Here is a 17,929-nt window from a genome sequence, read left to right as displayed (position 1 = left end):
CTATAGAGGAAGTGATACCGACGTTTCTTCGCGGGGAGTTGCGTGTACGGAAGCTTGCTGCTGGTTTTTACGGGCCGTCACGCGGATGCTGGTTTCCTGTTGGTACTGTACTGGCAGCGGGAGCACAAAACGCCCTACGCTGTCAGTTTGCTGGGGCGGAAAGTTCTCCGCCCAAACGGTGGCTTTTGGAACGGGCTGGCCGTTATTATCGTAGACCGTGCCACGAATGCAGCATAAATCCTGGTGCGGAATTAACGACAATGTGGCTTCGGTTTCGGCCAATAGGAGCGTATCGATGGATGTACCGTTGCTAAACGCCTGATCCGGGCTATTGAGCAGTTCGATGCGAACGGGTTTTTCCTGAAACTGAGATGGTATCCCCGCAATCACTACCCGGCCGTTTGCGTCGGCTGTTTCCTCACGGGGCGTATTTCCCAGAAGCAGCCGTAGTTTGACTTTACCCGCAACCGGAGCCTGTCCTTGCCCAGGGCGTAGGTAAACCGTGTAGTCGAAACTCTGATGCGTGCGAAAATACTGATAACTCCCGCCAACAATCGCTATACTGCCCAGAATCAGGGCCAGGCGGATGTTGCGGTCGTAGCGGGTCCGGCGTTCGGCACTGCGTAGCTCCTCCCCGGCGGGCAGCTTCCATTGCGTAGTTACTTCATCGGGTGTCGAGAAGTACCATTGATTTCGACTCACCTCTTCCAGTTCGGTAACAATGCCGCCCCGGATGGTTTCGATCACGGTTGCGTCTTTGACCTGGAGTTCCAGACGTGCCCGTTCCAGTGCTTCCGCCAGGGTCGTGCCACTGATCAGGGCGCGGTAAAACGTAATCGAGAACTGGGTCGCCACCGTATCCTCAACCGGGGTGCTGGTGGCAATAATAGCCGCTTTGCTGTTTTGCTCCCGAAGCAGCTGGATGTGTTCCAGCGTAGAACAGCCATTTAAGAAGATTAACCGGAGCTGCGGGCAACGTGCCAGCAACTGCGCAACCCCCACGGCTCTGGCCGATGAATCTTCCAGATGGAGCACGGAAGCACCTGCGTGTCCACTGTAATGAAACAGACACAAGGAGTCCTGATACGTAATGATTTTGCTGGCAACGGAGTCGGTTGTAGCGAATGAATCCCGAATCTTTTGAAAATGCTGTTGGCTGCTTAACGGGTCCAGCAATCGGTCAATAGTATCGTCCTCGCGCCGTAATTCTGGCAGCGGACGGTCCCGGTCGTTGGCAAAGCAGAAAAGAAGGGTTTTCATAAGTGGAAGAATACGGAAATCACTATAAATCTAGCGCAAAAGATTATATATCAGCCTGTTTGCCTGGGTAATTATTGAGTTGCCGGTACGCCAACTTGTGATCCATCAGTAACGAGTTACATCCCGTTATCATACGGTTCATTTTCGTAGATGGCTGGCCACCGTTTAGGTAGCAGCGTAGTGGGCGATTCATTGGCCCCGCACGGCAATTAGCCGCAACCTATATCAGCCCTCCTGTCCGGACCTACGAAAGCGGATTCCGAACGCAGGTTGTACCTGAAAAATCATGATCCGGAGGGACTAAGCGGCAGATAAACGTGAAATTCCGTGAATTTGCCTTCTTCTGTGTGAACGTCTATATGACCGCCGTTACCGTTGGTAATGATGTCGTAGCTGAGCGATAAGCCAAGCCCAATACCCTGTCCGGTGGGTTTAGTCGTGAAAAATGGCTGAAAAATCTTGGGACGGATCGACTGCGGAATGCCTGCACCATTGTCATATACGGTGAGCTTAACTTCGTTTGCCATCCGTTCCGTCCGAACGCAAACGGTTGGTTGATAATCGGCCGGTTGCTTCCGGGCTTTCTGAGCCACTTCGTAAAAAGCGTTGTTGAACAAATTCTGCAACACCCGCCCCATATCCTGCGGCACCAGGTCAATCATGCCCACATCAGGGTCTAGTTCGGTAATTAGCTGGGCGTTAAGTTGAGCCATCGAGCCCGACTTGTCTTTGGCCAGCAGGGCGTGGTAGCTCAAATGGATGTACCTGTCGGCCAAAGCGTTAAGGTCAGTAGGTTGGCGTGGGCCCGAGGTGCCAGTGCGGGCGTGTTCGAGCATATTTCCAACGATGTCTGCTGCCCGCTGTCCGTTCTGTGCGATAGACTGTAAATTTTTTCGGATATCACCCGTCAGATCGGTCACCAACGGATAGTCGCTCATCTCTACACCTTCTTTTAACTCATCGGCCAGCTCGACCGACATTTTGGCGAAATTATTGACGAAGTTGAGCGGATTCAGGATTTCGTGGGCAATACCCGCCGTCACTTCGCCCAGCGACGCTAGTTTTGCCTGCTGAATCAATTGCGTCTGGGTTGCCTGGAGCGTAGTTAATGTTTTCTGTAATTCTTCCTTTTGACTGTGCAGTTCCGCCGTGCGTCGGCTTACTTTTTCTTCCAGTATAGTATTCTGCTGGGCCACTAACTGCCGGTTAGCTTCGGTTAGTCGAAGCTGTTCCTGCACGGCAGCTTCCTGCTGTTGTTTAAGCAGGTTTACCTTGTTGGTCAGGGCGAGGGTAAACAGAATAATCTCAATGCCCGATCCCAGATGCAGGCTATTGTAGGTCCAGAACGAGTACGGTAATGCACCGTTGGCGTAGTTCAGAAAAAGGAAAATAGACGCAAAAAAGACCAGGTTACCAATGACGTAGAACAGGGCTGGCCGAAATCCCCGACGGAAGATAATAATCCCCGCCGTTACACTGAAAATGCCTTCCAGCAAGGCAATTTGGGGAACAAAGTCCAACCGACGACTTTCGCCCACTGACGCACTGACGCCGATCAGGTTGAGAATGATCCCGATAGCATAGAGAATCAGTATGCCGATACCCAGTTTGTAGAATAGCGGAGCTCTCTGGCGCAGACGCAGAAAGGCCAGTGTGAACGGGATATGCACCAGCCCCGTAAGTCCGGCCAGGACCGTAGCGTAGCGCTCGATAGCGGGGTTCGACGGCCAGAAAAACTCGTTAGTATGGCCACGGAAAAGAGCCAGTTGCAGCCCCATAAAAATGACCCAGATACTATACAGGAGCGTATCGTTTTCCCGAAGCCGAGCGTATAAAAGCAGGCTGTAAATAATGATAATCAGTATGAATCCGTAATAGAGGCCGTAAAACAGATCGTCCCGGTGCAACGTTTGCAATAGCGTCCCCGTTGCCTGGGCGTAGATGGGCAGCGCCGTGGTGAATACCCCGCGCATCTGCACATAGAAGACGTGCGTTTGACCCTGGCGAACCGACGTAGGACACACTTCATTACTTTTCAGAAACGTGTACGTCCGTTGGGGTTGGAGCGTACCGAGTTGATAGGTTTCCAGCAGCTTCCCATCAGCCACTTCATAAACGGTGATGTATTCGGTTCCAGCGTAAACGAAGTGCAGAAACAGGTCCGATGTGGTTTGGTTTGTCAGCTCGAACCGAAACCAGTATTCAAACTGGCGATAGTAGGGTTTGATTAGCTCGTGCTGGGTAGGTACAAATCGATACCGGTCCGGGTTTTGCAGCAAAGCCTTCACCGATAAACTCCCCGCTTTCGTCTCCAGCAGTGTACTGGCATTGAAGAGATCATAGGATTGAGTTGGGTCCAGAACAACAACCGGTGCTGCCCGAAGCGAACTAATCAGCAGGAAGGCCAACAAGGCGAAGAGATAACAGCGTTTTATGGGCATGGATCAACGGGTAATTAAGCAACTTCGGGCAGCAACGCCGTTCGAAGCATGACATCTATTTTGTGGGCGGCTGTTCCGAACTCCTGTTTGGCAATGCGTTGTAATGGCATTCGCAACAGCACTGGCGGGTGCACGATGGCGTCGCCCAGTGCGGTAGCGTCGGCTTCAAGCTGGGCGAGCAACCGGGTGTGTTCGGTGGTGTCGGTTGCCCGATGAAGTAGTCCGCTTTTTTGCCAGGCCAACTCACGGCCTTTTTTCATCACTTCGCTCTCAAGTCGTATGATTTGGTCGGAAAAGTAAGTCAGTATACGACCGAAAGGCCGGAAGATTCGCCCGACATTGTCGTTCATCTGGTGGTACAGATCGTCGAAGAGCGCGTTCATCCTGGTAAAATCATCTTTGAACAACTCAATGTCTTTGCCTCGATATACCTCCGCTACAACAATGGGCAGGTCAAAGGTGATATGCGCGTTGGCTGCCGAAAAAATGTGCTGATCGGTAGTGAGAAGCGTCCGTGCGGCATCGAACGAAAGTTGCCAGGGGCCGGGTGCGGGTTTGCCGTCGAAATACAGATTGATAGCCTCGAAATAACGGTTTCCGAAGCCTACATCGACCTGTTCCATCTCCACCGGATTTTCAAATAGGCCGAGTCGGATACCAGTAGCCACGCGTTCCGTAACCAGTTTGTAAACAGCACAGAACAGCCCCATTGGATTGTTCTGTGCCCGAAAGTGTCGCGCCAGTTTATCCAGGTAACTGATCATATCCTCAATGCGGTCGAGGGGTGGAATCCGGAAATCGGGCGTGACGGCCTCCCAGTCGTCGGTCAGAGCCGAGGGTAAGTAAAACTGTTCATGTTTCGCGGCATTGGTAAACCGCATGAATCCAGTGACCATGCTGTGACTCAACGAACGGCCTAAAGCTGCCAGCAGCAGGTTCCGCTCGTTCATTTCCCGAATGCCCTTATCTAACCACTGAGCCGCTTCCAGTACAAATGAGTTGTCTGGATCGACGGTTGGGATACGGAGCATGTCGGCGTAGTGATCGCCAATGAAAAACCGGACAAAATAAGGTGACAGCCGCTTGAGCGGCCCCACCACCATCCGCTCGTTCATGAGCTCGATGCACGCATTGGTCAGTTCGGCCCCTTCTATGGAAGGCCCTGCCTGGTGATCCATAATGGCCTTCATCAGGGCACGAGCCTCGTTTTCGTCTTCTACTACCAGATCGGGGTCAATGCCTATCATCGTCCCCACGACGCTCCACAGATGCATATACGCACTACGCTCTTCAGGCGTGAGCATTACGCCGAGCTGATCCAGCCCATCAAGGATAGTTACATTGAAGGACAGGAGCGTTCCGGCTAAATCTTCCTGGTTTATGGGAATTCCGTAGGTATCTATGTCCCAGGCTCGCTGTTGCGCAAAGTATCGGATGGTCGCGTGCATTAGCCGGACTTTCTGGGTAGCGACAATGGCTGTACCGTCATGCTCAAAATTATTGTGCGTCATCATGTCTACCACAAACTGGGCGGTTTCCATTACCCGACGACTAAAGGCATCCAGAGAGCCGTCGTTAACGCGCAACCGACCGGTGCGATACAGCACTTTGGCCCCTCGCCAGCAGGTGTAACAAAGCGGAAGTGACTTGCAGAGCAGAATAAACAGGATTTTCGGGCCATGATGCTTGAACACCTCGCTGGCGATCATCAGTTTGAACGGCTCGGCGTTGGCGGGTAGTTGGCGGGTTTGCCCAAAATAGTTCTCAACAATGCGTTTAACCGGATCAGGCAATATGTCGAAAGCCGGATTGGGAAAGTGGCGATTTCGCACGAGCACCTGAAAAATCTGATCGATTTCGCCCTTTTGGTTTTCGGCCAGCAATGTTTCGATAACCTGATCGGCCAAAGGGTCGCCTGACAGACGCTTACTTTCCAGATAAGCAGTTGACCAACGCTCGGGGGCGTCGCCCGGCCCGGTCTGCGCCCCATCCTCACCAATTGCATCGGTGGATGTGGCATCGATACTGTCGGTTTTTCCTTCTTTGTGGTTGATGTGGCTAACATACCGTGAAGCCAAACGCAGAAAGCCCTTGTCGTTTGGATGAACTTCATCATACCAGTAATCGGCTGGCCGGTTGGTACGCTGAATCGTACTGCGCAAATCAAGATACGTTACGTTCGTATAAGCAGCTGACACCCGGCGCAATTCGTTGTTAAAGGCATCGACTACATAACGGATGATTCCCTCGCGCTCGTTGGCGTCCGTAATGCCTTTGGCTACTAAGATTTTACCCAGCCAGCCGGGTTGCCTATTCATGACGTTATTGGCCGGAATAACATAATCGTAACCGTGTATCAGTACATTTACCTTTGGGTATCCCTGCTGCACGAGCCGCAGCATACGGGTGAAGCGTTCATTTAGCTGCGCCAACGTTTCGTCAATAGCGTCGGACACATAACGGGAAGCATCTGATACGTCGGCGCGGGGTACGTCGCGAATAAGCCGGGGAAAGGCTTCACCAAATAGCTCATCGCCCCCTCCGCTTAGAAGGAAAAACGCTGGTTTTACCTGCGCGATAGCCTCCAGAAAGTTACCCTCTTTCAGGTAGTCATCCATTGTGGTCCCTGCGCTGGCTACGTTGAAAACGGTATAAACTCCCGACAGATAATCGACAATATCCCTCAGCAGAAACGGATAATGGAACCAGGAATCTCCCTCCGCCACGATGCGGATACGGTCTGGATAGCGAATCAGGTTTTGTCGGTATTGCCGATTTCGCAATTGGTTCGCTATCCGATTCGCGATGCCTACTTTCAGGTCATTCCAGAGCCCACGTTCGCCCTCGGCAGGGTGAATCAAAACCAGTTCGTCGCGGAGTTGTAAATCGGGTAGCAACCCATTGGCCGGGGTCGTTTTGTAATATAAACCCAGTGCAAAATCAGTCTGAACGGAGTAAGACCCGTCAGCAACCGGTTCCAGCATTTGGCCTACTTCATCCGCCCGAACCTGGTTATAAAGCGGATTAACTAGTTGCAGGGTAAGAGTTTGTGTACTCCATTCGGGTAGGGGTTCGGTTTCGTCGGCGTCAATTTCGAATGCCCCTCTGGTCATTCCATCCGGCTTGTTGCGGTCGGCCAGTACCGGGGGCGAAGGCAGCGCGTTTAACTTTATAAACGCCAGTGTTTTCTCCGACAGCGGCTCCGTCGTAATAAGTAATTTAATCTGTTCGAAAACCGTGGGCCAGTTATACTGCCGGATAACCTCTTCCAGCCCCAGTCGCAACGTTGTTTGCCGACCCGTCGGCGCTTTTCTATCGGCTAAACCCAAGGAGACGTTTTGGCCAGCTTCCAGGCGGTAATTTGTAGGCAGAAAATCCAGAAACGAACCAAAATCCCGCGATAGATACAGCACCGTACAATACAGCGCCTGATCGTTGGGATTAGTCAGCCGAATGCGTAGTTGCGCCAAATAAGGTTTAGTTGGGTTTATACGGGTAAACTGAACAGGCAAAGGCGCAGGATGGGCTTCAGTTAAGGGTATGGACTGCTCCGATGTGGTTTCTACCACTACATTTAATACCGGTTCAATAACCTTGGGGTTGCGGAGATGGGTCAGGTAGTGCCAGCGAGCCAGGTGACGCAAATCGTCTGCCAGACCCTCGAATGCCTGCGGATCGTCGGCCTGAACGGGGCGAATGAGTGGTCGCTCGTGGGCTAACGAATCAGTTATATCAGGATACGTGATGTAATAGAGACCGTTCCGAACATGCAGGCAATAATCGGCTTTAGCCGGATCATCTTCCGTCACGAAGCAGGCGCCAGCCCGATTGGTTAGCTCGTTTAACAAATCGGGCAAATCCCGGGCCAGACCACCGTGATTGAGCAACTGAAGCCGAATGGGTTGACTCAATAGACCCGCCACCGTTGCCCGATAGACGATCGTTTTATCGAGCGTAGGCCGTAAGGCATCGGGCATAGTTACTACGCTATAATCGGCCCCGATCCGTTCAACACTGAGCGGATAACGTTCTCCATCGCGGTCATACAGATAAATAGTCTGATTGGGCTGCCCAACTCCATGAATGGCCCCCACGTCGAGCAGCCAGCCTTCCTGTCTATTGAACATAACAGAAGCCGTGAGCGTATCGGCGTCGAGCGGCTGGTTCAGAAATCCCCGGCTTAGCAGGCTACCCCCACCGTCGCTGGGTGAGCTTGCCGCCGGTGTATAGATTCGTAGGTGCTGTTCGTAACCGAACCGCATCGTTTGCCGAACACGGTTGTGCAAATCGCCATACGATAACTGCCCGTGAGCTGCTCCCAACACCGCCAGCATATGTTTGGTAAAAACACCTTCGCCGTTAACTTCTACTGCACTCTCATCCGACTCACAGGCGGCCATCTGCACATGCGCGCCCTGGGGTAGCGCCGTCTCAATGCCTTCACTTTTAATCAATTCAACAGGCACTTCGGTGTGAAAACAAAAGCCGTTGTAGGGGCGTTGGGGGGCGTTGAAGGTCAGTCGTCGTTCGCGCACATCCTGCTCGGCAAGCGCGGCCATCAGCAACACATCGGAGCGGGTATTATCGCCAGAATGACAGCAGTCGAACGCGGTGACGACGTGCGCCCCCGTTGCGCCGACCTGACCGATGAGGTAGCGCAGTTCCTTGTCGGCCAGCAGAAAATCCCAGGTATTGGCAGTGCCCGCATCATGGCAAACCAGGCATTCAAGCTGTCCATCGGTTTCAGTGAGCCAGATTGTTGGATCGGCGGCTTCCTGGGTGCCATGTCCGGCAAAATAAAACAGCACTGTATCGTCCGGACCCGCCTGGGTCAGATGGGTCTGAAATCCATTAATGATGGCGGTTTTATTGGCTTGCTGGTCGGTTAGGACCTGTATATTCAGAGTGAAATGGGGCGCTAACAGCCCTAAATAATCATTGACAGAAAGCGCGTCGTTAACAGGTCCGCGTAAAGGGCGTACCCGTTCGTAAGCGCCAATACCCACAATTAAGGCATAAAGGTTAGGGCTAGGCATGTTGACGAGTATAGAGGAAAGTATGCGTTAAGGTACGTAATGTTGCCGGAAAATTCTGTAAAATTTTGAGTGTTAGGTTAGTTGTATTTCGTCGACCGATGATTGAGTCGGAGAGTCATTAAAATCGGCGAAATACGGCCGCACCACAGAGGCTTCCTATTGCCCATTTCGCCAACCGGCGCCCGGCGTGCCTCACTTTCTTATACGGATACCAGCGCATAGCACCGGCTGACCGTCGACGCCCGGCGAAACCCGGGCTTTCGCTCCCGTTTATGCAGCTAATGGGGGCCGGGTTGCCGGGCGGTCAACTAGTTCAGTGATGGATGAGGACGAACTGTATTAGCTAAAGGAGTTTGGTAAGACAGTCTTCGGCGCAGGGCGGCCTATGTCGTCCGATCAATTTATTGTTCGCTTCGAACCGGAGTGGCATTGTCAGTTTATTAATACCTGTCAAGTACTATCAATCGCCTACGTTACGCACGGCGATGCCGACTCTGCATTGAGTGTTGACTACAAAAAAAGCGCATAAAATAACTCATTTGATCGTATTCCGTCAGGCCAAACTCGTTCTTCTGAGTGAGTAAAGCTGAAGCCAGCCTTCTGATTAGCCGCTTTCGACATAAGATTCGTATCACGGTGTGAAACTATGGCTTTATCGTATCCATTTTGTTTGGCCCAGTCGATCCGTACATCATAAAAGAGTTTAGACAATCCTCGGCCTCGATGTTCTTTCTTTATATAGGAAGCGACTAGAACAACCGAATTACCCGCGCTTGTTTGTTTTCCGATACCAGTTATGCCAACGCACTCTCCATTATCTAGAAACAGCCCAAAATGCGCCCTATCTTTCGCGGCTAGCCTTTCCTGCCAGCTACTATCGGAAAGCAATGCTTCTTTGGAAAATGAGCTACCGAAGACTCCTGGTTCTTCTCTCAACGCTTCGAGTCGTATGCTTTTTAGAGACATCCAGTCCTGTTTTTCAAACTGGTAAAGAAAGTAACCATCTCTTTCAAAATCAGTACCACGCATACTTATCTGTAGCCGTTCGTGACTTCAAAATCTTTACTTTCTGGCGACTTCCTTACCCCTTTATCATGAAGCATCTGACCGATCTCATTCGCCAAATAGATTGACGCTTCGATCTCTGCTTTGCGAATGGCAACGCTTTCGATATTGAAGCCGAAGGGGATAGAGCGTTCCATACAGTAGGTGGTCAGCTCCGAAGCGATGTCGAGGCATATTTTTACAGATTTCTCCAGAATATCGTCTGACTTTTTCAGGTCTTCTTTCAATTCATCCGGTACATGAATACCCAACCACTCCATAAAATGCAGTGTTTTGGTAGATCCACATGCGGTAATTGTGAAAATGATAGTCGGGGATTTTATCTGCTGCCTGTTACAATTGATCGCGAGGTCTTCGATGACCTGCTTTGCGTAGTCAAGATTGAAAACACACTGTGAAATAAAGTAAGATACACCGCAGTTCATCTTATCCAGCATCCTGACATCTTCATCTTTCAGCACGTTATGCCTTTCTGGGATGGTTACAGCACCGATAACGGAGGTGTCCTGGTGTTTACTCCAGATCTTGTAAGCTTCCGGGAGGCTAGTTTTTACCGGAAAATCCGGCGCTGGCACGCCTACAAAAACAGGGTAGAAGTTGTGTTCGTGCAGCTCTTCCAGCCAATCGGATAGCTCGACGTTAGAAAATTTGCCAGCAGGCCGGTAGATTATTTTCGGGATGTTTAACGTAGCCAGATAGTCGGCGGCAAAACCAAGGGGGTCAAGCGCATTTAAAAACGGAAAGGGCCTTTCTTCTGTTGTTCGGGCCGACTCATCTTGTACATCATATACTACGAGTGCATCGATATCCAGGGTAGACAGTCGCTCCATTGTTTTTTGGGCAATTTCGGCAACGCGTTCAGGGGCAGTACCGGCTTTGGGCGGAGTGATGCCGTAAAGCAGCACGCCTGATTGTCCGGATTTGATCTTTTCTAGAAACATGGTGGTACTTGAACCAGGGCTTAAGGCTTCTTCATCTGGTTTTTAAAGATACTATCTATATAATGGATTTTCCGCCATCATCGCTTGTACTTTTGTAACACCATCTCATCTTCGGGACTAGAAGCAACGGCAACGGATCGTGTCCTTACCTTTTTAGGTGAGTCAGTTTTGACTAGAGATAAAGGTAAATTAGTAGCAGCTGACCTTTCAATGACAATCGAACATCTCTTATTTTGATTTTATTGCCTGTCCCACTTTATTCGTAGCCCTCATACGACAACGCAGGCTGGGCCAGTAGCTCTCATGGGCTTATTGATGGCATGAATCACAAAGTGAAACCCGACATGAGCCCAATTGATTTTCCTGGCTGGGTAGAGGCTGAAGGAATTTCCGCAATCGGGTAACACATATCATTTGCCGGGCCGGGGGCTAATTTCACTTAAAATGTAGGTTATCTTTTTAGTTTGTAGCTGCCTGTGCGGAACCATTAGAAGTAACTGCTTCTTCTTAAAGAGCATTTCTTCGCTAGTTGAAGTAGAGTCTGCTAATAGGTCCACAACTACTTCGTAAAGCAATTAAGCACTAATGACGACAAAACGATACGTCTTTTTAATTCTGATTTTGGGTTCCTTATCGGCTCTGGGACCTTTCTCAATCGACATGTATCTGCCCGGTTTTCTGGCTATCGCTAAAGACCTGCATACTACCGTCGCCAGTGTTTCGCTTTCCCTATCGAGCTTCTTTATCGGCATCTCGGCCGGGCAATTGCTATATGGCCCGCTGCTTGACCGCTTTGGGCGAAAGAAGCCGCTTTGCCTGGGGCTGATTCTCTATGTAGTAGCCTCCGCCGGTTGCCTTTTCATACACTCTGTCGATATGCTGATCGCTCTTCGATTTGTTCAGGCGATTGGTAGTTGTGCCGCTGCTGTTGCTGCGGTGGCAATGGTCCGGGATTTGTTTCCCATCGAGGACAATGCCAAGGTATTTTCTTTGCTCTTGCTGGTACTTGGGGCTTCACCCATGATTGCTCCCACAGTAGGCGGCTACGTAATCGCGGCTTATGGATGGCAGGCGGTATTTTTGATTTTGATGGTGTTGGGAGCGCTCATCCTGCTGGCTACCTTTTTCTGGCTGCCTGAAAGCTATCAATCTGATCCATCGTATTCGTTAAAGCCCAAACCAATTCTTACCCGATTCTGGTCGGTACTCCGGGAGCCCCAGTTTTATACCTATGCGCTGGCAGGTGCGGTTACGTTCTCGGGTTTGTTTGCTTATGTGGCTGGATCAGCGCAGGTATTTATGGGTATATACAAAGTCAGTGGTCAGGGATATGGATGGATATTCGCCTTTTTGTCCGTCGGCTTCATTGGCTCCAGCCAACTGAACAGTATCGCTTTGCGTTACTATAGAAGTGAACAGATTGTACCTGTCGCCTTGCTGAGCCAGTCGGTAATTGGCCTCGCTTTCTTAATTAGTGCGCTACTGGGCTTGCTGGGACTGTTTAGCACGATTGCGTTTTTATTTGCCTTTCTGTGTTGCCTGGGTTTTACCAATCCAAATACGTCGGCGTTGTCATTAGCACCATTTGCGAATAATGCCGGAAGTGCATCGGCGCTGATGGGTGCGCTCCAGATGGGCATTGGGGCGCTTGCGTCAGTGGCCGTTAGCCTATTTGATGCTCAATCGGCAGTACCCATGATCAGTATAATGGCCGTGGCTGCTACGGGCGCACTGCTGATTTTGCTTATTGGCCGTCGAATGATTGTTCGACCTGTAGTTGAGGATAGTCAAACAGCGCCGGTTTTGCATTAATGACCAATTTAGTTTGTACGTAGGCAGATCTATAGTGCTCGCCCAAAGCAGCTAACAGGTAGAGGGCGCCGTCTCTCACTTTAGCTTGTTTTACAACCAGTTGGCCTGTATTTTTAGTCACCGCCAAATTAGAAACCATTTCACTGGAAAAATGAAACTATTTATAGTGCTCTGGAGTGCTATCCTGATAAACCTATCTGGATATGCCCAGGCGAAATTTCCCACGGGTACCGAATCCGATTACGCCATCAAAAACTTCAAATTTGAAACCGGTGACGTTCTCCCCCAACTGAATATCCATTACACAACCCTTGGACAGCCGATAAAAGACAAAAATGGAACGGTGACCAATGCCATCTTAATCATGCATGGTACGACCGGCAATGGCCGTGGTTTTTTAAGCAATCTGTTTGCCGGGAATCTATTCAACCCTGGACAACTGCTGGATGCCGCCAAATATTATATCATATTGCCCGATGCCGTAGGGCATGGTAAATCGAGCAAGCCAAGCAATGGATTACGTATGAAGTTTCCTGCATACACCTATGATGATATGGTTGCCGCCAACTACCGATTGCTCACCGAGCATTTAGGCGTCAATCACCTTCGCCTGGTTTTGGGTACCTCCATGGGCGCCATGCAGGCTTGGGTGTGGGGCTATACATACCCTGATTTTATGGATGCACTGATGCCACTGGCGAGCCTCCCTGTAGAAATTGCGGGTCGCAATCGGATGGTCCGGAAAATGGCCATTGATCTGATTAAAATGGATCCGGAATGGAAACAGGGAGAGTATACCGCACAGCCAAAGATAGGCTTAACAGGTGCCATATCGTCCCTGATTTTTATGACTAGCAGCCCGTTTCAGATGCAAAAAGGGTCGCCCACCAAATCAAAAACTGATTCGTCCCTGGTGTTGCTGGAACAGCGATATTTTACTTCCCTGGATGCCAATGATTTTATTTATCAATTTGATGCCTCACGGGACTACAATCCCGCTCCCTATCTATCTAAAATAAAAGCGCCCTTATTTGCCATTAATTCGGCTGATGATCAGGTTAATCCCCCTGAACTCCAACTCATGGAAAAGCATATCGGAAGCGTTAAACGGGGTCGCTACATTCTACTTCCTATATCGGATAAAACGACGGGCCATGGTACTCATTCCAACCCGACCATCTGGGGCAGTTATCTTCAGGAATTATTGGCGCTGACTGCTAAAGAATAAGACATGCACACCCTTTTACCTTTTCTGCTCGCCATGATAGCAGCTATCGTGCTGCTGAATATGTGGGCTAACAAACTGAAAATTGCTTATCCGGTTCTACTGGTTATTGCCGGGCTGCTAGTTAGTTTTATCTCGGGTCTGCCAAGGGTACGAATCAATCCTGACCTCATCTTTTTTATTTTCCTACCGCCACTCTTGTTTGAGGCTTCCTGGACGATCTCATTTAAAGAGATGAAAAAATGGTGGCGTATCATTGGTAGTTTTGCCTTTCTGGTCGTGTTTTTCACCGCATTGTCAGTAGCGGTAGTGGCTACTCATTTCATTCCAGGATTTACCATTGCCTTAGGGTTTTTGTTAGGAGGAATCGTATCACCACCCGATGCGGTGAGTACCGGAGCCATTACCAAATTTGTTAAAATTCCCAAATCCACTTCGGCTATTCTGGAAGGTGAAAGCCTGCTCAACGATGCTTCATCGCTGATCATTTTCCAATTTGCCCTGGTAGCAGTAGGTACAGGTCAGTTTATCTGGCAGCAAGCGGCTCTGAGTTTTTTATGGATGGTCATAGGCGGTGCGGGCAGTGGCTTGTTGCTGGCCTGGATTTTTGTTCAAGCCCATAAACGCCTTCCCCTCGATGCTCAATCAGCTATAGCACTGACGCTCATCGAACCTTATTTTATGTATTGGGTAGCTGAGCAGTTTCATTGCTCGGGTGTGCTGGCGGTAGTAAGCGGTGGCTTGTTTATGTCGACCAGGCGGCTTATTTTTCTAAACAGTGCCAGCCGTATTCAGAGCTTTAGTGTCTGGGAAAGTTTTGTCTTTATATTAAATGGTATTGTCTTTCTGATCATCGGCCTGGAGCTCCCCGAAATTGTCGAAGGGCTGCATGCTAAAGGTATTCCATTGCGTACCGCCATTGGCTCTGGCGTATTGGTAACTGGCGTGTTGATTGCGGCCAGAGTCATTAGTTCTTATGCGGCATTACTGGCTACATTTATCTTCCGTCCTGGCGTACTTCCTCGTGCCAGATCCAATAGAAGGCGTTGGCTGATGCCACTGCTTCTGGGTTGGACGGGTATGCGGGGGGTGGTGTCGCTGGCTGCGGCTTTGGCAATACCCATCACGCTAGACAATGGTATCGCTTTTCCACAAAGAAACCTGATTCTGTTTGTCACGTTTGTTGTGATCCTTCTTACACTCCTGGTACAGGGACTTACGCTCCCTTATTTGATAAAACGGTTGAGATTGTTTGACGGCTTTATCGAAGAAGAACCAGAAGAGTTGACCAGACGAAACATGAAACATGGCCTGAAACAACACGTCTATCAGTTTCTGAAAAATAAATATGAAAACGAGCTGAATGGTCACGTCGGTATGGAAAAATTCCTGAAGCAATGGGAAGAGCGGGCCAAAGCCACCGACGATAGCTGGATGACTGAAAAGACAAAGGTGATTTTTGTGGAATTGCTCGAAACTCAGCGGCAATATCTTACCGAACTCAACAAAGACCCGAAGATTGACGAAGACATTATCCGCCAGCAGTTATATCAAATCGATTTAGAAGAAGAACGGTTGAAAATCATTTAATCCTGACAGAAAACGGCCAGCTCACGTCATATCATTCAGTTTTAGGCCATTCGCTTCGAGTCCTCGAGCCGTGCCACGGTTTGTTTGCGTATTATTCGTAACCGTGGCACGGCTCGAGGGCTCGAAGCGAATGGCCTACCTTTGTTAAACACAACTTTACTGGGCCCTTTTCTGAAGTGACGGTGCCACCCTTCTGGATTGCCCTTTGGAAAGATTTTAAGTTATAGAATAGCCTTCCTACAAGTGAACAGGTTGGACAACTATCAAGTCGAGCTGAATACGTTTCTGATGAACGACTCAGGTTTGGCTGCTCATGGTTAGAAGTACCTATTAATATACTTTACTCCATAACGGCTCCTGGCTCTTCTCCTGAAAGCTCCTGGCTAAATGCCGGCCATCACCGTTTAACTTCTGTCCCTTATGATACGCTCGAAATTGATGAAGGCTAGCCTGGTTGGAAGCTGTCTTTGCCAAACAGGTAACTACGTACCAATGATCATAAAAAGCCTTATACTAGCCGTTTTTATCTGTCTCACGCAACAAGTTTCAAGTCAGCCAAAATCCTCGGGTAAACAACCTGTTCTGGGCGTTCGATCCGTAAAAATACTGGAGATGAGTGGCCTGAAGTTTAAAGATCTGAACCGGAATGGCCAGTTGGATAAGTACGAAGACTGGCGATTGTCTGCCCAGGAACGAAGTCGCGACTTACTGACAAAAATGTCGTTGGAACAAAAGGTCGGCTTCATGCTTATCAGCACAACCCGGATGAAAAACGATCAGTCGTTTGGGCCGGCTGCCTCCCGCGAACCCATTACCAGCGATTTCAATGAGGAAGATTTAGTGGCCAGCCAGAACATGTTTACTCGTAAACCACTGCCTGCTCCTATTATGAACGCAGCAGGAACGACGAAAGCCGTTACTCAATATCACCTTCGCCACTTCATTTTGCGGGCGAATGTGAGTGCCCGGACCACGGCTGAATGGGCCAACAAGTTGCAGGCCCTCTGCGAAGGAGATGGGCTGGGTATTCCAGCCATTGTTGCATCCAATCCACGAAATCACATTACGGCGGCTGCGGCTATTGGCACCAGTGTTGGCCAGACAGTTTTCTCGGCCTGGCCGGGGGAATTAGGCCTGTCGGCCATGCGGGACCTGAAACTCGTCCGGGAATTTGCCGACATTGCCCGCCAGGAATGGGCCGCTGTTGGCTTGCGAAAAGGGTATATGTATATGGCCGATTTAGCGACCGAACCCCGCTGGCAGCGCATTGAAGGTACCTTTGGAGAAAATGCCCAGTGGGCAGGCCAGATGATAACCGAAATTGTTTATGGCTTCCAGGGGACAACACTCGGCCCTGGCTCTGTGGCGATGACCACGAAACACTTTCCGGGAGGAGGATCTGGCCAGGGGGGACAAGATCCCCACTTTGACTGGGGAAAGAAAGAGGTTTTTCCGGGGGGCAAGTTTGCCAACAATCTGATTCCTTTCAAAGCAGCCATCAAGGCGGGCACCTCCGCCATTATGCCCTATTATTCCCTGCCTGCTGACACCAAGTACGAACCCATCGCTTATGCTTACAACCGGGCTGTCATTCATGATCTGCTGCGCACCGAGTTAGGCTTTAGCGGTATCATCAATTCCGATACGGGGCCGATTGAAATGATGCCCTGGGGAGCCGAAAACCTCTCGATTCAGGAGCGTTATAAACGAACCCTGGAAGCGGGAGTAAACCTCTATTCAGGTACGGCTGATCCCGCCAACTTGCTGGCCACGGTGAAAAGCGGCATGGTCGACACCAAACTGATCGACGATTCGGTGCTTCGTCTCCTGATGGAAAAATTCAATCTGGGGCTTTTCGAAAATCCCTATGTGGATGAAGACGCGGCCGAACGTCTTGTAGGGAATGCGCAGTTTCGGGCCAGGGCCGATCTTGCTCACCGGAAGTCAATTGTTCTGCTTCGCAATGAAGCCGAGATGCTGCCGCTTAAACCCAAAACGAAAGTGTATTTCGACGTCAATGCGGCCAAGGCAGGTGGAACCGCTACGCAGGCTACCAGCTATACGATCAACGATGGAAAATACCCGATTACCTTTGTCGCTACACCTGATGAAGCAGATGTGATAGTTTTATGGCTGAAGCCCTCGGCGAAGTCATTGTTTGCGTCGGATGGTTCGCCGATTTATCTGTCTTTATCGAAGAATTCAATCGATGTAGCCTACGTTAATTCGCTAACGGCCAAGAAACCAACCATTCTGGCGATTAACTACAGCAACCCCTGGGTGATCGACGAAATTTATCCAAAAGCTACCAACACGACTGCTAAGGGTGTTCTGGCCACATTTGGCACAACCCCTGACGCGTTGCTTGATATTGTGACGGGGAAGTTCAGCCCAACGGGCAAAATGCCGTTTACCACCCCAATTTCCGAAGCAGCCGTTCAGCAGCAGAAAGAAGACGTACCTGGGTATGAAGAAGGTGCGGGTTATGCCCTCTTTCATTATGAGGAAGGGCTAACGTTTAAAATCAGGAAGTAATAGTTTTAGGACCCTTATAGGGTG

General features: G+C 50.1%; 9 protein-coding genes. 4 read left to right on the top strand and 5 right to left on the bottom strand.

Annotation, left to right across the window (positions count from 1 at the left end; translation table 11 throughout):
* From G8759_RS00535 to G8759_RS00515, 5 genes are all read right to left on the bottom strand, one after another.
* Window positions 1–1,260: a carboxypeptidase-like regulatory domain-containing protein gene (locus G8759_RS00535; protein ID WP_167204264.1), complete on the bottom strand. Its 1,260-nt coding sequence runs from the start codon at window positions 1,258–1,260 to the stop codon at window positions 1–3.
* A 284-nt stretch (window positions 1,261–1,544) separates the two neighbouring features.
* Window positions 1,545–3,701, bottom strand: a complete 2,157-nt coding sequence (locus tag G8759_RS00530) for a sensor histidine kinase (RefSeq protein ID WP_167204262.1) — start codon at window positions 3,699–3,701, stop codon at window positions 1,545–1,547.
* Window positions 3,702–3,715: 14 nt separating this feature from the next.
* On the bottom strand, window positions 3,716–8,737 hold the full coding sequence (locus G8759_RS00525; RefSeq protein ID WP_167204260.1) for a DUF5995 family protein: 5,022 nt from the start codon (window positions 8,735–8,737) through the stop codon (window positions 3,716–3,718).
* A 510-nt stretch (window positions 8,738–9,247) separates the two neighbouring features.
* Complete coding sequence (locus G8759_RS00520; protein ID WP_167204259.1) at window positions 9,248–9,766, bottom strand: GNAT family N-acetyltransferase; 519 nt, start codon at window positions 9,764–9,766, stop codon at window positions 9,248–9,250.
* 2 nt (window positions 9,767–9,768) lie between these two features.
* Complete coding sequence (locus G8759_RS00515) at window positions 9,769–10,743, bottom strand: methylenetetrahydrofolate reductase (protein ID WP_167204258.1); 975 nt, start codon at window positions 10,741–10,743, stop codon at window positions 9,769–9,771.
* Between the two features lie 585 nt (window positions 10,744–11,328).
* Between G8759_RS00515 and G8759_RS00510 the strand changes: the two genes are divergently transcribed.
* The 4 genes from G8759_RS00510 to G8759_RS00495 all read left to right on the top strand — a co-directional run bounded on the left by G8759_RS00510 (window position 11,329) and on the right by G8759_RS00495 (window position 17,905).
* Window positions 11,329–12,555 (top strand): multidrug effflux MFS transporter, encoded by a 1,227-nt coding sequence (locus G8759_RS00510; protein ID WP_167204257.1) that lies wholly within the window; start codon window positions 11,329–11,331, stop codon window positions 12,553–12,555.
* A 151-nt stretch (window positions 12,556–12,706) separates the two neighbouring features.
* A complete protein-coding gene (locus G8759_RS00505) occupies window positions 12,707–13,783 on the top strand; it encodes an alpha/beta fold hydrolase (RefSeq protein ID WP_167204256.1) in 1,077 nt (358 codons plus the stop codon).
* Window positions 13,784–13,786: 3 nt separating this feature from the next.
* Window positions 13,787–15,370, top strand: coding sequence for a Na+/H+ antiporter (locus G8759_RS00500; protein WP_167204255.1), 1,584 nt, complete (start codon window positions 13,787–13,789; stop codon window positions 15,368–15,370).
* Between the two features lie 492 nt (window positions 15,371–15,862).
* On the top strand, window positions 15,863–17,905 hold the full coding sequence (locus G8759_RS00495; RefSeq protein ID WP_167218593.1) for a glycoside hydrolase family 3 protein: 2,043 nt from the start codon (window positions 15,863–15,865) through the stop codon (window positions 17,903–17,905).
* The last annotated feature ends 24 nt before the right edge of the window (window positions 17,906–17,929 follow it).

The organism is Spirosoma aureum, assembly GCF_011604685.1.
Taxonomy (GTDB): Bacteria; Bacteroidota; Bacteroidia; order Cytophagales; family Spirosomataceae; genus Spirosoma; species Spirosoma aureum.
This window is presented reverse-complemented; position numbering and strand designations above follow the sequence as displayed.